The organism is Aerophototrophica crusticola, assembly GCF_012913305.1.
Lineage (GTDB): Bacteria > Pseudomonadota > Alphaproteobacteria > Azospirillales > Azospirillaceae > Niveispirillum > Niveispirillum crusticola.
Genome location: NZ_CP051775.1, coordinates 545,043 through 565,326, shown reverse-complemented (window position 1 = coordinate 565,326; position 20,284 = coordinate 545,043). Strand labels below are relative to the sequence as shown.

General features: G+C 68.7%; 19 protein-coding genes, 1 tRNA gene, 1 pseudogene and 1 riboswitch. Of the genes and pseudogenes, 13 read left to right on the top strand and 8 right to left on the bottom strand.

Translation table 11 applies throughout. From position 1 onward, the window contains the following. Positions 1–116: 116 nt before the first annotated feature. The gene (gene gcvT, locus HHL28_RS02675; RefSeq protein ID WP_404326344.1) at positions 117–1,169 is read right to left on the bottom strand and encodes a glycine cleavage system aminomethyltransferase GcvT; all 1,053 of its coding nucleotides are present in this window, start codon (positions 1,167–1,169) and stop codon (positions 117–119) included. A 251-nt stretch (positions 1,170–1,420) separates the two neighbouring features. Then, positions 1,421–1,521, bottom strand: a riboswitch (glycine riboswitch). Between the two features lie 86 nt (positions 1,522–1,607). Continuing rightward, positions 1,608–2,075: a hypothetical protein gene (locus HHL28_RS02670; RefSeq protein ID WP_075771627.1), complete on the bottom strand. Its 468-nt coding sequence runs from the start codon at positions 2,073–2,075 to the stop codon at positions 1,608–1,610. A 343-nt stretch (positions 2,076–2,418) separates the two neighbouring features. Here HHL28_RS02670 and ispH point away from each other — a divergent pair. From ispH to HHL28_RS02655, 4 genes and pseudogenes are all read left to right on the top strand, one after another. Next, positions 2,419–3,395: pseudogene (gene ispH, locus HHL28_RS02665) on the top strand (4-hydroxy-3-methylbut-2-enyl diphosphate reductase). Between the two features lie 419 nt (positions 3,396–3,814). Beyond that, positions 3,815–5,233 (top strand): hypothetical protein, encoded by a 1,419-nt coding sequence (locus HHL28_RS02660; RefSeq protein ID WP_404326342.1) that lies wholly within the window; start codon positions 3,815–3,817, stop codon positions 5,231–5,233. After that, a complete protein-coding gene (locus HHL28_RS18205; protein ID WP_404326340.1) occupies positions 5,128–5,847 on the top strand; it encodes a hypothetical protein in 720 nt (239 codons plus the stop codon). Before HHL28_RS02660 ends, HHL28_RS18205 begins: the two co-directional genes overlap by 106 nt. A 3-nt stretch (positions 5,848–5,850) precedes the next feature. After that, entirely contained in the window at positions 5,851–6,420 is a 570-nt protein-coding gene (locus HHL28_RS02655; RefSeq protein WP_075771625.1) for a hypothetical protein, read from the top strand. Here the strand turns inward: HHL28_RS02655 and rpoH are convergent. Together rpoH and HHL28_RS02645 are read right to left on the bottom strand one after the other, a co-directional pair. After that, positions 6,386–7,267: an RNA polymerase sigma factor RpoH gene (rpoH, locus tag HHL28_RS02650; RefSeq protein ID WP_075771624.1), complete on the bottom strand. Its 882-nt coding sequence runs from the start codon at positions 7,265–7,267 to the stop codon at positions 6,386–6,388. The two genes, HHL28_RS02655 and rpoH, sit on opposite strands and share 35 nt — an antisense overlap. A gap of 104 nt (positions 7,268–7,371) precedes the next feature. Further along, the gene (locus HHL28_RS02645; protein ID WP_075771623.1) at positions 7,372–8,430 is read right to left on the bottom strand and encodes an RluA family pseudouridine synthase; all 1,059 of its coding nucleotides are present in this window, start codon (positions 8,428–8,430) and stop codon (positions 7,372–7,374) included. 35 nt (positions 8,431–8,465) lie between these two features. Between HHL28_RS02645 and HHL28_RS02640 the strand changes: the two genes are divergently transcribed. The 4 genes from HHL28_RS02640 to HHL28_RS02625 all read left to right on the top strand — a co-directional run bounded on the left by HHL28_RS02640 (position 8,466) and on the right by HHL28_RS02625 (position 10,828). Next, positions 8,466–8,819 (top strand): hypothetical protein, encoded by a 354-nt coding sequence (locus tag HHL28_RS02640; RefSeq protein WP_075771622.1) that lies wholly within the window; start codon positions 8,466–8,468, stop codon positions 8,817–8,819. Positions 8,820–8,991: 172 nt separating this feature from the next. Continuing rightward, on the top strand, positions 8,992–9,168 hold the full coding sequence (locus HHL28_RS02635; RefSeq protein WP_169654623.1) for a hypothetical protein: 177 nt from the start codon (positions 8,992–8,994) through the stop codon (positions 9,166–9,168). 364 nt (positions 9,169–9,532) lie between these two features. Continuing rightward, the gene (locus tag HHL28_RS02630; protein WP_449687196.1) at positions 9,533–10,552 is read left to right on the top strand and encodes a threonine aldolase family protein; all 1,020 of its coding nucleotides are present in this window, start codon (positions 9,533–9,535) and stop codon (positions 10,550–10,552) included. A 200-nt stretch (positions 10,553–10,752) separates the two neighbouring features. Continuing rightward, a tRNA-Glu gene (locus HHL28_RS02625) sits at positions 10,753–10,828 on the top strand. A 133-nt stretch (positions 10,829–10,961) separates the two neighbouring features. Here the strand turns inward: HHL28_RS02625 and HHL28_RS02620 are convergent. The 3 genes from HHL28_RS02620 to HHL28_RS02610 form a co-directional block, all read right to left on the bottom strand. Next, entirely contained in the window at positions 10,962–11,168 is a 207-nt protein-coding gene (locus HHL28_RS02620) for a hypothetical protein (RefSeq protein WP_169654621.1), read from the bottom strand. 148 nt (positions 11,169–11,316) lie between these two features. Further along, positions 11,317–11,577, bottom strand: coding sequence for a hypothetical protein (locus HHL28_RS02615; protein WP_075771619.1), 261 nt, complete (start codon positions 11,575–11,577; stop codon positions 11,317–11,319). Between the two features lie 187 nt (positions 11,578–11,764). Then, a complete protein-coding gene (locus HHL28_RS02610) occupies positions 11,765–12,949 on the bottom strand; it encodes an acyl-CoA desaturase (RefSeq protein WP_404326335.1) in 1,185 nt (394 codons plus the stop codon). A 324-nt stretch (positions 12,950–13,273) separates the two neighbouring features. On the opposite strand from HHL28_RS02610, the gene HHL28_RS02605 reads away from it, so the two are divergent. The 5 genes from HHL28_RS02605 (at position 13,274) to HHL28_RS02585 (ending at position 17,745) form a co-directional block, all read left to right on the top strand. Beyond that, complete coding sequence (locus HHL28_RS02605) at positions 13,274–13,513, top strand: hypothetical protein (protein ID WP_075771618.1); 240 nt, start codon at positions 13,274–13,276, stop codon at positions 13,511–13,513. 292 nt (positions 13,514–13,805) lie between these two features. After that, complete coding sequence (locus HHL28_RS02600) at positions 13,806–14,966, top strand: TRAP transporter substrate-binding protein (RefSeq protein ID WP_075771617.1); 1,161 nt, start codon at positions 13,806–13,808, stop codon at positions 14,964–14,966. Between the two features lie 81 nt (positions 14,967–15,047). Continuing rightward, the gene (locus HHL28_RS02595; protein WP_075771616.1) at positions 15,048–15,668 is read left to right on the top strand and encodes a TRAP transporter small permease subunit; all 621 of its coding nucleotides are present in this window, start codon (positions 15,048–15,050) and stop codon (positions 15,666–15,668) included. Then, positions 15,665–16,984: a TRAP transporter large permease gene (locus HHL28_RS02590; RefSeq protein WP_075771615.1), complete on the top strand. Its 1,320-nt coding sequence runs from the start codon at positions 15,665–15,667 to the stop codon at positions 16,982–16,984. Before HHL28_RS02595 ends, HHL28_RS02590 begins: the two co-directional genes overlap by 4 nt. A 128-nt stretch (positions 16,985–17,112) precedes the next feature. After that, positions 17,113–17,745 (top strand): HD-GYP domain-containing protein, encoded by a 633-nt coding sequence (locus HHL28_RS02585; protein WP_075771614.1) that lies wholly within the window; start codon positions 17,113–17,115, stop codon positions 17,743–17,745. A 342-nt stretch (positions 17,746–18,087) separates the two neighbouring features. Here HHL28_RS02585 and HHL28_RS02580 read toward each other — a convergent pair whose 3' ends face one another. After that, positions 18,088–20,268, bottom strand: coding sequence for a 3-hydroxyacyl-CoA dehydrogenase NAD-binding domain-containing protein (locus HHL28_RS02580; RefSeq protein WP_075771613.1), 2,181 nt, complete (start codon positions 20,266–20,268; stop codon positions 18,088–18,090). Positions 20,269–20,284 lie beyond the last annotated feature (16 nt).

Sequence of the window (20,284 nt, the reverse complement as noted above, 5' to 3'; positions counted from 1 at the left end):
GTCCTGTCCCCTTGTCCGAGAAGCCTGTTCTGTAGGTCGGATCAGCGAAGCGTGATCAGACGAAATCCCTTGGCCGTCGGATTACGCGGCGTGCGCCGCCAATCCGACCTACGGCCCTACCCCTTGAAATACCGGTGCGGCGCGAAGGGCATGGCGGCGACCTTGGCCGCCAGCGGCTTGCCGCGCACGATCAGGTTCACGGGCGTGCCCACCGCGGCCTGGGCAGTGGCGACATAGCCCATGGCGACCGGGCCGTTGGCCGTGGGGCCGAAGCCGCCGCTGGTCACCTGGCCGATGACGCGGCCGTCCTGGTCCTGGATGTCCGTGTGTTCCCGCGCGGGCTGGCGGCCTTCGGGCAGGATGCCCACGCGCTTGCGGGTGGTGCCATTCTGGAGCTGGGCCTGGATGATGGCCGCGCCCAGGAAGCCCCCCTCTGCCCGGCGGCGCTTGGAGATGGTCCAGGCCAGCCCCGCCTCGATGGGGGTCGTCGTCTCGTCGATGTCATGCCCGTAGAGGCAGAGGCCCGCCTCCAGCCGCAGCGAGTCGCGGGCGCCCAGGCCGATGGGCGCAACCTCGGGCTGGGCCAGCAGCAACCGGGCGAGGGCTTCCGAGTCCCTGGCGGCGACACTGATCTCGAACCCGTCCTCGCCGGTGTAGCCGGAGCGGCTGAACTGCACCGGGATGCCATTGATGCTGGCCGTCGTGGCGGACATGAAGGGCATGGCCTCCGCCCCCGGCACCAGCCGCGCCATGACGGTGGCTGCCGCGGGGCCCTGCAAGGCCAGCAGGCCGGCGTCGTCGCCCAGATACTCGATCTCCACGCCCGGCAGGTTCTCCGCCATATGGGCCAGGTCGGCGCGCTTGCGGCCGGCGTTGATCACCACATAGACGTGGTCATCGAACCGCGTGACCATCAGGTCGTCCAGGATGCCGCCCTGCGCGTCGGTGAACATGGTGTAGCGGATGCGGCCCGGCGCGAGGGCCGCCACGTCGCCGGGCACCAGGGCCTCCAGCGCCGCGATCACGGCTTCCACGCTGGCGCCGCGCAAGCGGACCTGGCCCATGTGGGACACGTCGAACAGGCCGGCCTGGTGCCTTGTGTGCAGGTGCTCCTTCAGCACGCCCATGGGGTACTGGACCGGCATGTCATAGCCGGCGAAGGGCACCATCTTGGCCCCCAGCTCCCGGTGGAGGGAATGGAGCGGCGTCTGCAGAAGGGTCTCGGGCGCGGTGCCCGCATCATTGCCCACTGGAAGTCCCCCGGACAGAGTTCACGCCCGCCCGGGATCATCCCAAGCAGGTTTGCCCCCCTCTGTCCTGGCCCCTGAGAGATTCGCGGCCGGCTTGCGCCAACCACTTACTCCGTCGGTGGGCGGTCGGCCCGGGACAAACCCCGGACCCGCCTGCTTTCCAGATGTGCCTGCCCCAAGCGGTCCTTTTGCCTGAGAGTTTCCGGGGGCGGTTGCTCCTTCGGCGCCGGATACCCCGTATGGGCTATCCGGTCTCTCCCGCATGGGGTGAGCGGCATGTGCGCGGTAAACTAACCATGGCCCCGGCGAAGTCAATGCGCCGGGCGGTCACGCCCAAACTTTCCCCAGGGCGGGGCGTCAGCGCCCCTCGTTGACCCGGCGGTTGGTCTCCACCTGCTCCGGCGGGAGCTGGAAGCCCACCAGCACCTCGTACCAGCGGGCATCCACCGTGGGGGCGGCCGGGATGAACTGGACCAGGGACTCGGCCACCGCGCCCGTGCCGCCGCTGATGTCCACGCCGGTAGCGAAGACCTGCTTGGCGATGACGTTGCGCTGCGGGTCGGTGACGACGACGAAATATTCCAGCGGCAGACGGCCGGGGTTCGCCCCTTCCGCCGTCCGGCCGGTGATGGTCAGGTCGGCAGTGACGGTGACGCCCGTGTCCTCATACTCGCAGGCCGCGTCCACCCGCGCCATGACGGCCACCCCGCCCTCCTGCCGCCAGGTGGCGGCGTCGCGGACGATGCCCACGTTGGGGCAGCCGGGGCGGAAGCTGTCGCGGTCGCTGCCGCAACCGGAAAGGGCCAGCAGTGCCACACCGGCCATGGCAGCCCCGACCAATCGGCGGGCGGCGTTCCCGCCGTCCCGTGCTATAGGCTGGCGGGCATGGGCGGGGGTCGAACGGGTGCGCGTCACAGGCAAGATCCGGTCCGTGCGTAAAAAGGGGTAGCGGGGGTCCCGCGGCCACGCGACAATAGGGAAACAACCGGGGACGCACAAGCCCGGGCGGGCGCGGCGGTCCGGGTTGCCCGGCAGGACCGGGGTGCGGCCATCCCTCCCCTCCCCCGCCATGAAATCTTCACCAGGTGGGCCCATAGGATGCGGTGCCCGATCCCGGAGCGCGGTAGAGCAGCAGGAAGCCGAAGCAGAAATGTCCGCCAGCCCTGACATGTCCGTCCTGGACCCCGCCGCGCGGGACACCCAGGCCAAGCCCGCCCTGCATATCCTGCTGGCCGCGCCGCGCGGCTTCTGCGCCGGCGTGGACCGGGCCATCCAGATCGTCGAGGTGGCGCTGAGGAAATACGGCGCCCCCGTCTATGTCCGGCATGAGATCGTGCACAACCGCTTCGTGGTGGAGAGCCTGGAGCGTAAGGGCGCCGTCTTCGTGAAGGAGCTGGACCAGGTGCCGGACGACCGGCCGGTGGTCTTCTCCGCCCATGGCGTGCCCAAGTCGATCCCGGCGGAGGCTCAGCGCCGCAACCTGCTGTATGTGGACGCCACCTGCCCCTGGTCAGCAAGGTCCACCGTGAGGCGGAGCGGCACCACAGGGACGGCCGCACCATCGTGCTGATTGGTCATGCCGGCCACCCCGAGGTGGTGGGCACCATGGGCCAACTGCCCAAGGAAGCCGTGCTGCTGGTGGAGACGGTGGAGGACGTGGCGACGCTGGAGGTCGCGGACCCGGACAATTTGGCCTTCGTCACCCAGACCACCCTGTCCGTGGACGACACGGTGCAGGTGGTGGAGGCGTTGCGGCAGCGGTTCCCCGCCATCGCCGGCCCGAAGCGGGAGGACATCTGCTATGCCACCACCAACCGCCAGGCGGCGGTGAAGGCCATCGCGCCCCGCGCCGACGCGCTGCTGGTACTGGGTGCGCCCAACAGCTCCAACTCCGTCCGCTTGGTCGAGGTGGCGCGGGCCCATGGCTGTAGCCGCGCCATGCTGGTGCAGCGCGCCGCCCAGATCGACTGGGACCGGCTGGACCGGGTCCGCACCCTTGGCATCACCGCCGGCGCCTCCGCGCCCGAGGTGCTGGTGGAAGAGGTGCTGGACGCGCTCCGCGCCCGCTACCAGGTCACCGTCGAGGAGGTGGTCACCGCCACGGAGGACGTGGTGTTCAAGCTGCCGAAGGTGTTGGCGGAGTGAGCGCGTGGGGACTGCCGTTCGAGGATGTTCGCAGTCTTGGTGTCAGTGGATGCCTGTGTAGGGAAAACGGAGTTTAACGGATCAAAACGGATTTGAACGGTAGGCGTGTCGGGTGCGTGACCCGCATCCATGAATGCAAGGCCGTCTTCAGGTGATTGCGCCGCAGGCGCGGAATGACCTTTGCAGAACTGGCCCGTCGGCAGCCCCAGGCCGCACCCATACCGTTTTCATCCGTTCCGATCCGTTGGAATCCGTTTTCCCCGAACACGCCACCACGGGCTCCAGGCCGGACATCACCCGCCACCCGTACCACCCATAAGTGTTACACACCCATCCACACCGGTCGGGTTGCCCCTACCCCGTTGGTTTGCCATGATGTTGCGGGGCGGCAAAGGCTGCCCGCGCCTTGATGGGAAACCATGGCCCCTGCCGTGACCGCCGCCGTGTCAGACCTGCCGCCCGTCGACCTTGGCGGGCGTTGCGAGATCCTGCCCGGGTCGCGCCTGCCGGAATTGGATTCGGCCGGGGGCAAGGCCTATGTGGCCAAGGCGATCAAGGACCGGCGGACGGAGCTGTTCGCCATCGTCACCGACCGGCCGGTCCCCGCCCGCATCGACGCCCTGCCCGCCTTTCGCGGCCTGGACAACCCCGCCGTGCTGCGGCTGGCCGACTGGGGTGCGGTGGACTGGACCCCCGACCGGCGGCGGCGCTTCGCCGTATTGTATGAGCGGCCCGCCGGCCGCCGGGTGATGGACGACCTGCGGGACACGCGGGAGCCGGTGCCGGAGGACCAGATCATCCGGGGGCTGCTGCCGTCCCTGCTGCTGGCCCTGCGTGAGCTGAACATGCGCGGGGTGACCTGCGGCGGGCTGAACCCGACGAACCTGTTCTTCAAGGATGCCTCCACCACGGGCGGCGTGCTGATCGGGGACTGCCTGACGGTTCCCCCCGGCTATGGGCAGCCCTTGTTGGTGGAGACCATCGAGCGGGGCATGGCCCAACCGTCGGGGCGCGGGCCGGGCAGCATCGCGGACGACCTGTACGCCCTGGGGGTCACCCTGCTGGTCCTGCACCTGGGCCGCAACCCCCTGCGCGACCTGGACGACGACGCCATCCTGAAGGCCAAGATGGACCGGGGCACCTACCCGGCCCTGACCGCGCAGGTGCGGCTGCCGCAGAACCTGATCGAGCCCCTGCGCGGGCTGATGACCGACGACCCCCGCCAACGCTGGACCATGGCCGACCTGGACCTATGGCTCCAGGGCCGGCGGCTGAGCCCGAAGCAGCCCCAGGTGCCCCGCAAGGGTGCCCGCCCCTTCGAGTTCGGGGGGGAGGAGCTGATGCATTGCCGGGCCCTGGCCCGGGCCATGTGCCGCAACCCATTGGCCGCCGCCCCCCTGATCGACCGGGGCGACGTGGACAAGTGGGTGCGCCGCGCCGTGGGGACGAGGCGCGGGCGGAGGCGTTGCAGGCCGCCATCTCCTCCGCCAGCATCGGCGGGCGGGCCACCGCGCAGGAAGACCGGCTGGTCGCCCGGGCCGCCATCGCCCTGGACCCGCCGGCCCCCATCCGCTATCGCGGCCTGTCGGTCATGCCGGACGGGGTGGGTACCGCCCTGGCGGAGGCGTTGTGGGACGGGGGCGGTGTGCAGGCCTTCGCCGAGCTGGTGCTGGCACAGTTGCCCATGTTCTGGGCCAATTGCCAGCCGGAGTTCCGGCCGGAATATGTGCCCATGGTGCAAGCCTTCGACGGGAACCGGAACCTGCTGGAGCAGACAGGCCCCGGTTTCGGGGTGGAGCGGCTGCTGTATGAGCTGGCGCCCGCCTGCCCCTGCCTGAGCCCGCAGGTGGCGTCCCATTACGCCTTGACCCTGCCGGACCTGCTGCTGGCGCTGGACACGGTGGGGGCCGGGACCGGCCGCGGGAAGGAACCGGTGGACCGGCACGTGGCCGCCTTCATCGCCACCCACCACAAGAAGCTGAACGAGAAGCTGTTGCAGCCCCTGGCGGGCGGGATGGACCCGGGGCGCCGGCTGGTGGCCATGCTGCATGTCCTGTCCGACGTGCAGCAGCGCTTCGGCCCGGCGCGGCTGCCCAACCTGTGCGGCTGGTTCGTCAGCCTGATGGACCCGGCCTTCAAGCGGTTCAAGCACCGGGAAACGCGGGAACGGCTGCGCGTCGAGGCGCAGCGGGTGGCGCGGGAGGGGTCGCTGGACGGGCTGATCCGGCTGGTGGACAGCCCCGATGCCATCGTCAAGGACGACAAGGGCTTCCGCCAGGCCCAGCGGCGGTATGAAAGCCTGACCCGGCAGATCGACAGGACCAGGGCCGGCCAGCATGTCCAGGCCGGGGAGGTGGAGCACAATGGCCGCCAGGTGGCGGCCGTGGTCAGCAGCGTGGTGGCCGGGGTCGTGCTGCTGCTGACCGGGTTCGTCATGCTGGGGGGGCGCTGAGCCATGGCGCGGGCGGCGGGCAAGCGGAGCAGCGGCGGGCTGTGGCTGACGCTGGTGCTGGTCATCCCGCTGGGGCTGTTCGTGCTGCCCAGCACGGTGCTGCTGCTGGCCGGGCTGATCCCCACCATCGTCGCCTATGTGGTGGACAAGGACCCGGACAAGTCGGCGGCCCTGACCGTGGGCTCCATGAACCTGACCGGCATCGCCCCCTTCCTGGTCCGGCTGTGGCAGGCCGGGCATACGCTGGACGGGACGGCGCGGCTGCTGGCGGACCCCTTCACCTGGATGGTGATGTTCGGGGCCGCGGCCATCGGCTGGCTGATGTATTTCTTCATCCCCATGGGCGTGGCCATGGTGGAGCAGGCGCGCAGCGGGTCCCGGATCCGGGAGATGGAGGCGGAGCGCGCCGGCCTGGTGGCCGACTGGGGCCCCGAGGTCATGGGCCGCCCCGGCGGGGCCGAGCCGCTGGGCATGGCGCCGGAGGAAGACGCCCCCGCCGCCCCGGCGACCGCCGCAACGGGCCAGGCGGCCCGGCCGCTCACGCCAGCCGCTGCTCCATCGCCGCGGCCTTGATGGCCTTCTGAAGCTTCTCGAAGGCCCGCACCTCGATCTGGCGCACCCGTTCCCGGCTGATGCCGTATTCCTGGGACAGATCCTCCAGGGTGGTCGGTTCCTCCTTCAGGCGCCGCTCCACCAGGATGTGCCGCTCCCGCTCGTTCAGGGACTTCATGGCCTGGGCCAGCAGGGCCTTGCGCTTGCCCAGCTCCTGCCGCTCGCCTAAGCGGATCTCCTGGCTTTCCTGCTCATCCACCAACCAGTCCTGCCACTCCCCCTCCCCGTCCACGCGCAAGGGGGCGTTCAGGCTGTGGTCCGGGCTGGCCAGGCGCCGGTTCATGTTGACCACGTCCTGTTCCGGCACGTCCAAGGTCTGGGCGATCTTCGCCACCGTCTCCGGCGCCAGGTCGCCATCCTCGATGGCCTGCATCTGGCCCTTCAGCTTGCGCAGGTTGAAGAACAGCTTCTTCTGGGCGGCGGTGGTGCCCATCTTCACCAGGGACCAGGAATGCAGGATGTATTCCTGGATGGCGGCGCGGATCCACCACATGGCGTAGGTGGCCAAGCGGAAGCCGCGGTCCGGGTCGAACCGCTTCACCGCCTGCATCATGCCCACGTTGCCCTCGGAGATCAGCTCCGACACCGGCAGCCCGTAGCCGCGGTAGCCCATGGCGATCTTCGCCACCAGCCGGAGATGGCTGGTCACCAGCCGGTGCGCGGCCTCGGCGTCCTCATGCTCGGTCCAGCGCTTGGCGAGCATGTACTCTTCCTCGGGCTGCAGCATGGGGAACTTGCGGATCTCCTGGAGATAGCGCGCAAGGTTGCTCTCGGAACTGATGGTGGGTACGGCAGGTAAGCTAGCCATGGTCTTCTCCCCCGAAGGGCCTCCTTCCCTGCCCCCGGCCCGGACGTGGCACCGGGGGAGCGGACAACCGATGATAACCTAGTACAGGACTCCGGGACCCGCCATCACGACGAACCCACGGTGTCGATGAGCGCGCGCATGTCCGCCGGCAACGGGGCGGTGAAGGACAGGCGCGCGCCCGTCACGGGATGCAGGAACTCTATCCGTCCGGCATGCAGGGCCTGGCGCGGGAAGCCGGCCAGGGCCTTGGCGGCCGATGCCGCTTCCCCCTTCGCCCGGGTGGCGCGGGGGCGGCCATAGACAGGGTCGCCCACAAGCGGGTGGCCGACATGGGTCATGTGCACGCGGATCTGGTGGGTACGCCCGGTCATCAGCTTGCACTCCACGAGGCTGGCGGAGAGGCCCAGGCTGCGTTCTACCCGATACAAGGTGACGGCTGGCTTGCCGCCGGATGACAGGACTGTCATGCGCTTGCGGTCCGTGGGGTGGCGGCCGATGTTGCCCTCCACCCGGCCCTCCCGCGGGACAGGCGTGCCCCAGACCACCGCCAGGTAGGTGCGGGACAGGCTGCGGTCGGCGAACTGGGCGGCCAGGCCCCGGTGGGCCCGGTCGGTCTTGGCCACCACCATCAGGCCGCTGGTGTCCTTGTCCAGCCGGTGGACGATGCCGGGCCGGCGGACCCCGCCGATGCCGGACAGGCGGTCGCCGCAATGAGCGAGCAGGGCGTTCACGAGCGTGCCGTCCGGGTTGCCGGCGGCGGGGTGAACCACCAGGCCTGCCGGCTTGTCCACCACCAGCAGCTCCTCATCCTCATACGCCACCGTGATGGGGATGTCCTGGGGCCGCGGCTCCGCGCCCACGGCGGCGGGGACCGCCACCTCCACCCACTGGCCGGCTTTGACCCGGCGGGAGGCGTCGTCTATGGTCACGCCGCCCGTCGCCACGTGGCCCTGGTCGATCAAGGACCGGAGGCGCGAGCGCGACAGGCCGGCCCCCGCCAGCAGCTCGGCCAGGGCCTTGTCCAGCCGCTCCCCGTCCGCGCCCGCGGGCACCTGGACGCGGTGCAGGGACGGGGCCGCGTCTGCGGGCGCGCCGGGGCCCTCGCCCTCTTCCCCCTCCAGGAAAAGGTCGTCATCCCAGCCTTCCAGCCCCGCCAGATCCATGGCGGGCGGCGGCTCAACCGAAGGGACAACGTCGCGTGCGGGCACTCAAGGCACTCCTGGTCATCATGGGCGTGATCATCTTCGCCGGGTTCGGCTTCATCGCCTGGGAAGTCTACAAACGCGCCACCGATCCGAACCATCCCCGCAGCTTTTCCAAGCCCGCGCCGGCCGCGGGCCCTGCCCCGGCCGGCGCGACGGCCCAGCCCGGCAGCCTTCCGGCGGGGAGCCGCATCGGACCGATGGTGGAATCCAACGGCCGCGTCGTCTACCACGTGACCCTGCCCGACGGGCGCGAGCAGTTGCACGTGCTGGACCCCCGTGCCGGCACCAGCCTGCTGGTGGTCCAGACCGGGGACAGCATGGGCCAAGCAACCAACCCGGCGCGGTGACGGGTGTCACAGGGAAAAGCGCCTGACAGCCGCGGGATTCCCAGGCCATCCCTTTGGATCAAACAAGTCTAATACATTCCGCCGCCCGGGCCAGCCCCCCTTACGACAGAGGGCTGGTCGGGGTGGGGCACGCCCCTTCCAACGCCCCGGGGTCCGTGCCATAGTCTATGCCATGACCAAGCCCGCCATGAAGCCGCTGCCGATGAGCGAGGACGACGCCAAAACCGAAAGGGCGTTGGAACACGCGCGCCAAGGGATCGGGATTCCGTTGGAGGAAATAGAGGCTTGGGTCGATTCCTGGGATACGGAAGATGAACTGCCTCGTCCCCAGGCCCGGAAACTGTTCTGACCAGTGCGCTACCGGGTCATCCTTTTGCCGGAAGCAGCGGACGACCTGAACGAAGTCCGTCGTTGGTATGGCCGTGGCGGCCCGGCCGCGAAGGCCAAGGTGAAGCATATCCTGAGCGCTGTTAGCGAGTTGGGGTCGGCCCACTGACATTGGCCCCAGGACGACATCGACCCAAGGTTCCGGATGCGCATCGTGGAACGCCACCGCATCAGATTCCGCGTGGATGAGGACAAGAAGATCGTCCTCGTCGTCCGCGTCCGCGGCCCATGGCAGGACCTCCCAGGCTGAACCCCTTTACATCAAAGCATCGTCTTGCCCAGATGCACCGGATTTCCCGGAACCTGGACCCATCACGATGAACTTCATGAGCGACAACGTCACCGGGGCGGCGCCCGAGGTGATGGCGGCCCTGGCGGCGGCGAACGAGGGCACGGCCCCGTCCTATGGCGCCGACGCGCTGACCGCGCGGGTGGAGCAGCGGCTGGCGGAAGTGTTCGGCACGGACGTGGCGGTGTTCCCCGTGGCCACGGGCACCGCGGCCAATTCCCTGGCGCTCACCTGCCTGGTGAAGCCCTGGGGCGGCGTCTACACCCATGCGGACGGCCACATCAATGTGGACGAGTGCGGCGCGCCGGAGATGTTCACCGGCGGCGCCAAGCTGGTCCCCCTGCCCGGCGAGCACGGCAAGCTGGCGCCCGAAACCCTGCGCGGCGCCATGGACAAGGCCCATTGGGGCTTCGTCCACTGCGTCCAGCCCATGGCCCTGTCGCTGAGCCAGGCGACGGAGTCCGGCACCGTCTACAGCCCCGCGGACGTGCGCACCCTGGCGGACCTCGCCAAGGGGAAGGGCCTGAAGGTGCACATGGACGGCGCCCGCTTCGCCAACGCCGTGGCAGGCCTGGGTTGCCACCCCGGCGACGTGACCTGGCGGGCCGGGGTGGACGTGCTGTCCTTCGGCGCCACCAAGAACGGCGCCCTGGCGGCGGAGGCGGTGGTGTTCTTCGACAAGGGGCTGGCGGAGGAATTCGGCTACCGCCGCAAGCGGGCCGGCCACCTGTTCAGCAAGATGCGCTTCCTGTCGGCCCAGCTGGACGCCTACCTGGCCGACGGGCTGTGGCTGCGCCTGGCCGCCCACGCCAACGCCATGGCCGCCCGCCTGGGCGAGGGCCTGTCCGCCCTGCCGGGCGCCACCTTGCGCGATCCCGTGCAAGCGAATGAGGTGTTCGTCAGCCTGCCCGAGCCGGTGATCCAGGGCCTGGAGCAGGCCGGCTTCGGCTTCTACCGCTGGGACGGGCAGGTGGTCCGGCTGGTGACGGCCTGGAACACCAGGGAAGAGGACGTGGACGCCCTGCTGGCCGCCGCGCGGCGGCTGGTCGGGGAATAACCCAGGGAAAACGGCCACCCAAATACCCCCTCTCCCCCCCGGGGAGAGGGTTGGGGTGAGGGGGACCGCAAGACTCGCGCGCAGCGCCCCACGCCCCCCTATCGCCCCGATCCAATCCGGAGATTTTTTGCCCGGCGGTGAAAAAAGCGCTTGCGGGGCCCCGGTCGGTGGCCTATACACCCGCTCCACCGACGGCCCCTGTCCCCATCGTCTAGAGGCCTAGGACGACGCCCTCTCACGGCGTAAACTGGGGTTCGAATCCCCATGGGGACGCCATCGGCCTTCAAAAGCCCTGCGGCTTACGCCGCGGGGCTTTTTGCTTTTCGCGATCCGGCGCAGTCGCGGAGGCGTGTCCATGCCGGCGGCCAACCATTCTGGCGGCCTGGAGCATCACACCATGGCAGGGGCTTCAGCCCAGGACGAGGTCGAGGGCACTCCAGAGGGCCAAGCCGCACAGGAACAGCGGCGGCAGGCAGAGCATCAGCCCGGCAACGTGTTCGGCGAAATCGGGAAGGTGCGCCCAGTCCCCCGTCGGGACAGGCTGGAAGACTGGCCCCCGGCGGACTTGGCCGCGGAGCCTGAGGACACCCATGGCATTCCTGGTGGCAGAGCGCATGTCCCTACTCCCCTTCCTGCTTGCCGGGTGAGTCTAAGCCCATGCAATAAAATCTGCATAAACGCAAAAGGATGGGAAGCGGCGGCGGGGCGGCCTCCCCCATCCGGCAGGGCCGGCGGAACTAGCTTGCCCAAAGGCGGGGACAAGGTCAGGGCCGCGTCTGGGTTGCCGTGGTGGTCGTGGTGCTTTCCCCCTCCTGGCTGCCGGACATGGCCGCCAGCACCCCGCCCGCGATGGCAAGCGCGCCGACCGTCTCCACCGTGAGGGAACCAACGGCGAAATTGCCGGCAAGCTGCCCCGCCGGGCCGGCGGCAACCGAAGGGCCCAGGGGTTGCCGGGCCGGGCCGGGCGCCTCCCCCGTCCCGCAGGCGGCCAAGAGGAGGCAGGGGAGGATCAGGGTCAGGCGCATGGGAGGGGAACACCCGGGCCTACCCGTTGGGTCCCATGCGACGGACGTCGTGAAGCGCCGCCAATCCCCCTCTCCCTACCGGGGAGAGGGGGACCGGCCTCCATCGGGTCTGGAGGCACCGCCCAAATGAAAAGGGCGGGAGCCTCGTGGCACCCGCCCTCTCCAACTCACACCATGGACCGGTCGCTTACGCCGCCGTCGCGGCCAGCTTGGCGCCCACGCTCTCGGCCAGCAGCAGCCGGGCGCGTTCGACGATGTCGTCCATGCTGGGGCTGCGGACGAACATCTTGGAGGCGCGTTGGCGGAGCTCGTCCGTGCTGGGCATGTGTGGGAGGCTGATGCCGGACAGCAGGGCCTCCGCCCGCTGGCGGGCATTGTCGCGGGCGGCGCGCAGGCGGGCCTCCACCTCGGCCAGGGTGGGGGTGGCGCCCAGGGACTCGCGGATCTGGGCGGCGATCTTGTCCGGGCTGAAGCTGGCGGCGAGCTGGCTGGCCGCGGCCTCGATCACCTTGGTGCCCAGGCGCTGCTCGTTGCGGACCACGGCCTTGGGCGGCTCATGCACGTCCCAGGTCAGGCCCACATAGGACATGGCCTTGATGATGTAGTAGGTCGGGTCGAACTCCCACCAGCGGAAGCCCTGGCGGGCGCTGGACTGGTAGGCGTGGTGGTTGTTGTGCCAACCCTCGCCCATGGTCATCAGCGCCAGCAGCCAGTTGTTGCGGCTGTCGTCGCCGGTGACATAGCGCTTGCGCCCGTGCACGTGGGCCAGGCTGTTGATGCAGAAGGTGCCGTGGTAGACGGCCACGGTGGACCAGAAGAAGCCCACCACCAGGCCGGACCAGCCGAAGAACAGCCAGACCAGGAAGCCCATGATGAAGGGCGGCACGTAGTAGTGCCTGTCCAGCCAGACCAGCTCCGGGAACTTGGTCAGGTCGGGGATGGTGCGGTAATCGGCCGTGTCGTGCCGCTTGGTGAAGATCCAGCCGACATGGGCATAGAAGAAGCCCTTCTGCCGGGGGGAGTGCACGTCCAGCTCGGTGTCGCTGTACTTGTGGTGGTGGCGGTGCTTGGCCGCCCACCACAGGGCACCCTTCTGGGCCGTGGTCTGCGCCAGGAAGGCCAGCAGGAACTGCATCACCCGGCCGGTCTTGAACGCCCGGTGGGAGAAGTAGCGGTGGTAGCCGGCGCCGATGGCGAAGATGCGCAGGAAATACAGGAACACGGCGATGGCGATGTCACGCCAGTAGACCCCGGTCCAGATGGCGCCGAGGCATGCCACATGGACCATCAGGAAGGGGATCATACCGGGATAGATGACGTCGTCGGACGGCAGTTCGGCCTGGCCGTTCTCAAGGTCGGTCTGGACGGACACGGGGCAACGTTCTCCAAGGGGATGGGCTGGCGGTGGGGACCGTCGGCGCCGGTGGCACCGGACCGGCAACAGCCAAGCCCCCGGATACTCCCCTCGCCGACTCCGGGGATAATCGCCGCAGCCCCCGGCGTCCCCGCCGGACCAGGAAACCGTATTCCGGCACGGGCAGCAAGGCCTTCCGCCCTCGGTACCCCCTCCGGGACCGTGTCCGGCTGACGCAGGACCCCGCGGCCGGGCGGCTTGCGGACCCCGCGCACCGGCCCGACGTTGTGCTTCGGGCCGGGCGGCAGCCCCGGCGACACGCGGACGAGGGAGCGCGAGACCATGTCGGAACAGGCGGACAGGGCCCGGGACATCGGCCAGCAGGTGGGCGAGGAGGCCCGCGGCGTCCTGCCCGTGATCGGGGACGCCATCGAGGGCTTCTGGGACGGGATGGTGCGGAACATGCCCGACGAGGGCAGCGGCACCTATACCACGGCCTATGACATCGGGGCGGCCATCCCGGGCGCGCTGCAGACCCTGTGGGACTTCACGGCCGGCTTCTTCGCCGGGCTTTTCGGGTGAGGCGAATTGTCGCGGTCTATCGCGCAAATGGGGGCGCGACCAAAGTCTAACCGGCCGAAACATGCGCGGGGCGACAAAAAATTGTGATGTTTCAAAAAGAAAGGTACGATCCCCCGCACAAAGGTGACCCGGGCCGCCGCAGCGGCCCGGCCAAGACCTGCGGCCCAAAGTCACAGAACCGGTGAGGGTATCCGGGAACTTCGGGAAACGCGGGCTGAAAGGGTCATTGGGAAGTCAGTTCGAAATGGCTGAACAAGCGCCGAAGGGCGCCCGACATGGGAGGAAAGATTTCATGACCGATGAGACGACCCGTACCGACGCGGTAGCCGCCGACACGACCCCGGCGGAAGCCACAGGCAGCAGCCGCCGCAAGTTCATCGGCGCGGCCGCCGGTGCCGTGGCGGGCGCCGCCGCCGGCGCGGTGGCCATGCCCAACGTTTCCCGCGCGCAGACCACCACCCTGCGCTTCCAGAGCACCTGGCCCGCCCGCGACATCTTCCACGAGTTCGCGGCGGACTATTGCAACACCGTCAACACCCTGTCCGGCGGCCGGCTGAAGCTGGAACTGCTGCCGGCCGGCGCCGTGGTGGGCGCGCTCCAGCTGCAGGACGCGGTGATTGCCGGCGCCCTGGACGGCGGCCACGGCGTGACCGCCTATTGGTACGGCAAGAACGCCGCCTTCTCCCTGTTCGGCACCCCGCCGGCCATGGGCTGGAAGGCCAACCACATGCTGGGCTGGATCAAGTATGGCGGCGGGCAGGCCCTGTATGACGAGCTGGTCCAGAACATCCTGAAGCTCGACCTGGTCGGTTTCCTGACGGGCCCCATGCCCAGCCAGCCGCTGGGCTGGTTCAAGAAGGAGATCAAGACCATCGACGACATGAAGGGCATGAAGTACCGCACCGTGGGCCTGGCCGCCGACCTGAACAAGGAGCTGGGCGTCGCGGTCACCATCATGGGCGGCGGCGACATCGTGCCGGCCCTGGACCGCGGCCTGCTGGACGGGGCGGAGTTCAACAATCCCTCCTCCGACCGGGCGCTGGGCTTCCAGGACGTGACGAAGACCTACATGGTGGGCAGCTACCACCAGTCGGCGGAGTGCTTCGAGGTCATCTTCAACCGCACCAAGTACAACGGCCTGCCCAAGGAGCTGCAGGGCGTGCTGCGGGTGGCGGCGGAGGCGGCCTCCGCGGACATGAGCTGGAAGGCCATGGACCGCTACTCCAAGGACCTGGAGGAGCTGAAGAAGGCCGGCGTGAAGGTGGTGAAGACCCCCGACGCCGTGCTGAACGCCCAGATGGACGCCTGGAAGAAGGTGATCGCCGCCAAGAGCCAGGACGCCTTCTTCAAGAAGGTGCTGGACAGCCAGATGGCCTGGGCCAAGCGCGTCATCGCCTTCGAGGACGAGTTCCAGGTTCGCACGGACCTGGCCTACAAGGCCATGTTCGCCTGACCGGGCGGGGGCGGCATCCCACGGGGTGCCGCCCCTTTTCCGTTCCGGCCCCCTCCCGTCCCATTGCCCCCGGGGAGCGTGATGAACCGTTTACTTTTCCTGATCGACGAGGTCAGCACCTGGGTGGGCAAGGCGTTCTCGTGGTGCATCCTGTTGCTGACCTTCGTGGTCTGCTACGAGGTCGTGTCCCGCTACGTCTTCGGTGCCCCCACCTCCTGGGCCTACGACACCAGCTACATCCTGTATGGCAGCCTGTTCATGATGTGCGGGGCGTACCTGCTGTCGCGCAACGGGCATGTCCGCGGCGACTTCCTGTACCGCACCTGGAAGCCCCGCACCCAGGCTGGGATCGACCTGCTGCTCTACGTCACCTGCTTCGTCCCGGCGGCGCTGACCCTGATCTATTCGGGCTACGGCTTCGCCAAGATGTCCTGGATCATGAACGAGCACAGCTCCTTCACCCCGGACGGGCCGCCCATCTACCCCTTCAAGACCCTGATCCCCGTCGCCGGCGCGCTGCTGCTGCTCCAGGGCATCGCCGAGATGGCGCGCTGCATGATCTGCCTGCGCACCGGCGCCTGGCCGCAGCGGCTGCACGACGTGGAGGAGTTGGAACAGATCATGCTGCAGCAGCACGCCATCCAGGACGACGCGGACCGCTTCGCCCATGAGCATGCCGAGACCTCGGGAGGCCTGCGATGAGCGATCCCGCCGTCGGCATGCTGATGCTGGTGGTCTTCATCTTCAGCATCCTCATCGGCTTCCCCATCGCTTTCACCCTGATCGCCCTGTCGGTGATGTTCGGCTTCTACGCCATCGGGGACACCATCTTCCCCCTGCTGGTGCAGCGCGCTTATGGGGTGATGGCGAACGACGTGCTGATCTCCATCCCGCTGTTCCTGTTCATGGGCTACATGATCGAGCGGGCGAACATCCTGGACAAGCTGTTCTACTCGCTCCAGGTATCCATGCGGCGCATCCCCGGCTCCCTGGGCGTGGCGACGCTTGCCACCTGCGCCCTGTTCGCCACCGCCACGGGCATCGTCGGCGCGGTGGTGACGCTGATGGGCGTGCTGGCCCTGCCGGCCATGCTGCGCGCCGGCTATGACAAGAAGCTGGCGTCGGGCGTCATCGCCGCGGGCGGCTGCCTGGGCATCCTGATCCCGCCCAGCATCATGCTGATCCTGTATGGCGCCATGGCGGGGGAGTCCGTGGTGCGGCTCTATGCCGGCGCGCTGATCCCCGGCCTGATGCTGGCCGGCATGTACATGGTCTATGTGATCGGCCGGGCGGTCATCAACCCGTCCCTGGCCCCCAGGCTGCCGGAGAACGAGGGCAACTTCCCGTTCCTGCAGGTGGTCAAGATGCTGCTGACCAGCTTCGTGCCGCTGACCGCCCTGGTGCTGGGCGTGCTGGGCGCCATCCTGTTCGGCCTGGCCACCCCCAGCGAGGCCGCGGGCATCGGGGCTTTGGGCGCCATCCTGCTGTCCGTCGCCTACCGGTCCTTCACCTGGACCAAGCTGAAGGAGGCAGTGTTCCTGACAGGCCGCGGCAGCGCCATGGTCTGCTGGCTGTTCGTGGGCAGCTACATCTTCGCCAGCGTCTTCGCCCTGCTGGGCGGCCAGCACCTGATCGAGGGGTGGTTCACCTCCATCGACCTGGAGCCCTGGCAGTTCCTTCTGCTGACCCAGATCCTGATCTTCCTGCTGGGCTGGCCGCTGGAATGGACGGAGATCATCGTGATCTTCGTGCCCATCTTCCTGCCGCTGCTGGACAATTACGGGATCGACCCGGTGTTCTTCGGCGTGCTGGTGGCCCTGAACATCCAGACCAGCTTCCTGTCGCCCCCCATGGCCATGTCGGCCTTCTACCTGAAGGGCGTGGCGCCGAAGGAGGTGGAGCTGAACGACATCTTCAAGGGCATGCTGCCCTTCATGTTCATCGTGCTGATATCCCTGTTCCTGCTGTACCAGTTCCCGGGGCTGGCGCTCTGGCTGCCCAGCGCGATCTATGGGTAGGCCCGGTAGAGTTCCTTGAAGACGGGGGGCGGCCCACCGGCCGCCCCTTTGTCGTTTGCGGAGGCACTGCCCTTTTCGCCCTCTGGTGGATTAACAGTTCGGTAACCAGTTCCGATAAGACTGACACCATGCCCGACAGCCTGTCCTTCCCCGATGCCCTGCCGCCCACCCTCGCCTCACTGCGGATGGTGGAGCATCTGCGGGATTTGCTGCATGAGCGGTCGATCCACGCCCTGCATCAGGACCGGGTCGGGCGATTGACCGGGGTCCTGGCCCGGGCGCTGGACCTGGGCGCGGCCCGGGCCGACATGATGGTCAAGGCGGCCAGCGCCCATGACATCGGCAAGCTGGCCATCCCCGACGGCATCCTGTTCAAGACCACGCCCCTCACGCATGAGGACTGGGCCGTCATCCATCGCCATTCGGAGCTGGGCCACCAAGTGCTGAGCGGCAGCGGCGACCCGCTGATGGACCTGGCCGCCAGCATCGCCCTGAACCACCACGAAGCCTTCGACGGCAGCGGCTACCCCAACGGGCTGCGCGGCACCGACATCCCGTATGAGAGCCGGGTCGTCACCGTCTGCGACGTTTACGACGCCCTGCGCTCCGACCGGCCCTACAAGCCGGGCTTCAGTCACGACCGGGCGGTGGACAGCATCCTGAACGGCGACGACCGCATCACCCCGGCCAAGTTCGACCCGGAAGTCCTGTCCGGCTTCAAAGACGCCCTGCCCCGGATCAGGGGGGCGTGGGAGGGGTGAATGGTAGGTCGGATTAGGTGCGCCAGCACCGTAATCCGACATCAACGGGCGACGATGTGCCGTCGGATTACGCAGGCTAGCGCCCGCCAATCCGACCTAAAAGGCCTTGGGCCTGTTGCCAACAGCCTGGGCAACGCCCTCCGACATGCAGGCAAGGGTGAAGGCACCGAACCCTTCACCCTGGGCCAGCTCATCAAAGGCCTTGGAATCACGCTTCCTTGAGGAATGGGCTTGGACCTCGTCCGCCCCCACATCAATCCTGGAATGGTCAGGCAAGGGTGCCTCCATCGCTTTCGTGCTAGAATATAGCGGAACACCCTCGCCTTTTCCACCCTGCCGTGCCTAGGCCGCCTGTTTCGCCGCGGGTGCCGGATAGAAGCGGTCGCCGCGGGTGGCCATGTCGCGCAGCAGCCTGGGCGGGCTGAACCGCTCGCCATGCTTGGCAGCCAGGGCGTCGCACTCGGCCACGAAGCGGGCCACGCCCACCGTGTCGATCAGGCTGAAGGGACCGCCGGTCCAGGGCGCATAGCCAAGGCCCAGGATGGCGCCCACATCCCCGTCTTCCGGCGTGGTCAGCACGCCCGCCTCCAGGCAGCGTACCGCGTCCAGGGCCTGGGCATAGAGCAGGCGGGTCTTCACCTCCTCCACGTCGGGCTGCTGGTCCGCCGGCCTTTGCGGCCAGTGGGTAGCGAGGTCGGGCCAGAGGCGCTTCTTGCCGCCCTCCGGGTAGTCGTAAAAGCCCTTGCCGCCCTTGCGGCCTGGGCGGCCGAACTCCTCGACCATGCGGGTGGTGACGCTTGCCCCGGAACCGGGAACGAAGCTGTCGCCCAGATCCAGCTTCCACTGGCGGAAGATCTTGTAAGCGAGGTCGATGGCCGTCTCATCCGCCAGGGCCAGCGGGCCCACGGGCATGCCCGCCATCTTGCCGGCATTCTCGATCAGGGCGGGGGCCACGCCCTCCAGCAACAGGGTCTGCCCCTCGTTGATGTAGGCGCCGCAGAAGCGGCTGGTGAAGAAGCCGCGGCCGTCGTTCACGGTAATGGGCGTCTTCCGGATGGCCTGCACGAAGTCCAGTGCCATGGCCAGGGCCTCGTCGCCCGTCCGCTCCCCGCGGATAACCTCCACCAGGGGCATCTTGTCCACCGGGCTGAAGAAGTGGATGCCGATGAAGCGCTCCGGCCGGCTGCTCGCCTCCGCCAGCCCGGTGATGGGCAGGGTGGAGGTGTTGGAGCCGAAGATGGCCGTGGGGGGCATAACCGCCTCCGCCCGCCGCGTCACCTCCGCCTTCAGGGCGCGGTCCTCGAACACCGCCTCCACCACCAGCCCCGCGTCGGACAGGCCGTCGTAGGACGTGGTGGGCTGGATCAGGGACAGGATGCCGTCCGCCTTCGCCTTGGTCATGCGGCCCTTGGCGACGGCGTCGGCCAGCAGCTTGGCGGCATAGCCCTTGCCCCGCTCGGCGGCTTCTTGGGTCTGGTCGACCAGCACCACCGTGATCCCCGCCATGGCGGCCACATAGGCGATGCCGGCCCCCATCATGCCGGCGCCCAGCATGCCGATTTTCCGGATCTTGTTCCGCGGCACGTCAGCCGGGCGGCGGGACAGCTTGTCGGCCTTGCCCTTGTTGATGAACAGGGTGCGGATCATGTTCCGCGCCACAGGCGTCAGGAACAGGCTGGTGAAGTACTTGGATTCCACCCGCAACGCCGTGTCCATGGGCAGCTGCGTGCCCTCATACACGCAGGACAGGATGGCCGCGGGGGCCGGGTAGTTGCCGTAAGTCTTGTCCCGCAGCATGGCCCCGGCGGCCATGAAGGTCTGCACCGAGCGCGGGTCCATGCCCCCCGCCCCGCCGGGCACCTTGTAACCCTTGGCGTCCCAAGGCTGGGTTGCCGTGGCGGCGGGCGACAGCAGCCAGGCCTTGGCGGCGGCCAGCAGCTCCCCCGCCGGCACCACCGCGTGGGCGAGGCCGGTATCCCTGGCCTTCTGCGGGCTGAGCTGCCGTCCCTCCAGCAGCAGCGGCAGGGCCAGCTGGATGCCGATCAGCCGCGGCACCCGCTGGGTCCCCCCCGCGCCCGGCAGCAGGCCAACCTGCACCTCCGGCAGGCCCAGCTTGATGCCGGGATCGTCGGCGACGACGCGGTAATGGCTGGCCAGCGCGATCTCGAACCCGCCGCCCAGCGCCGTGCCGTTGAGGGCGCAGGCTACCGGCTTGCCGCAGGTCTCCATCTTGCGCAGCGTGGCGCTGAAGCCCGCGAAGCCCTGGTAAAGCGCGGCTGTGGGCGTGTCCGCCACCCGCTCGAACACGGCCTCCAGCTCCATCAGGTCGGCCCCGGCCAGGAAGGCAGGCTTGCCCGAGGTGATGAGGATACCCTTCACGGCCGCATCACCGGCGGCCTGGGCGATGGCACCGGCGAACTCCCGGGCAAAGGCCCCGTCGATCACGTTCATCGACCGGCCCGGCTGGTCGATGGTCAGGATGCAGATGCCGTCGCCGTCCACGGCGGTGGTGATGCAGGTCATGGGGGCCTCACGGAAC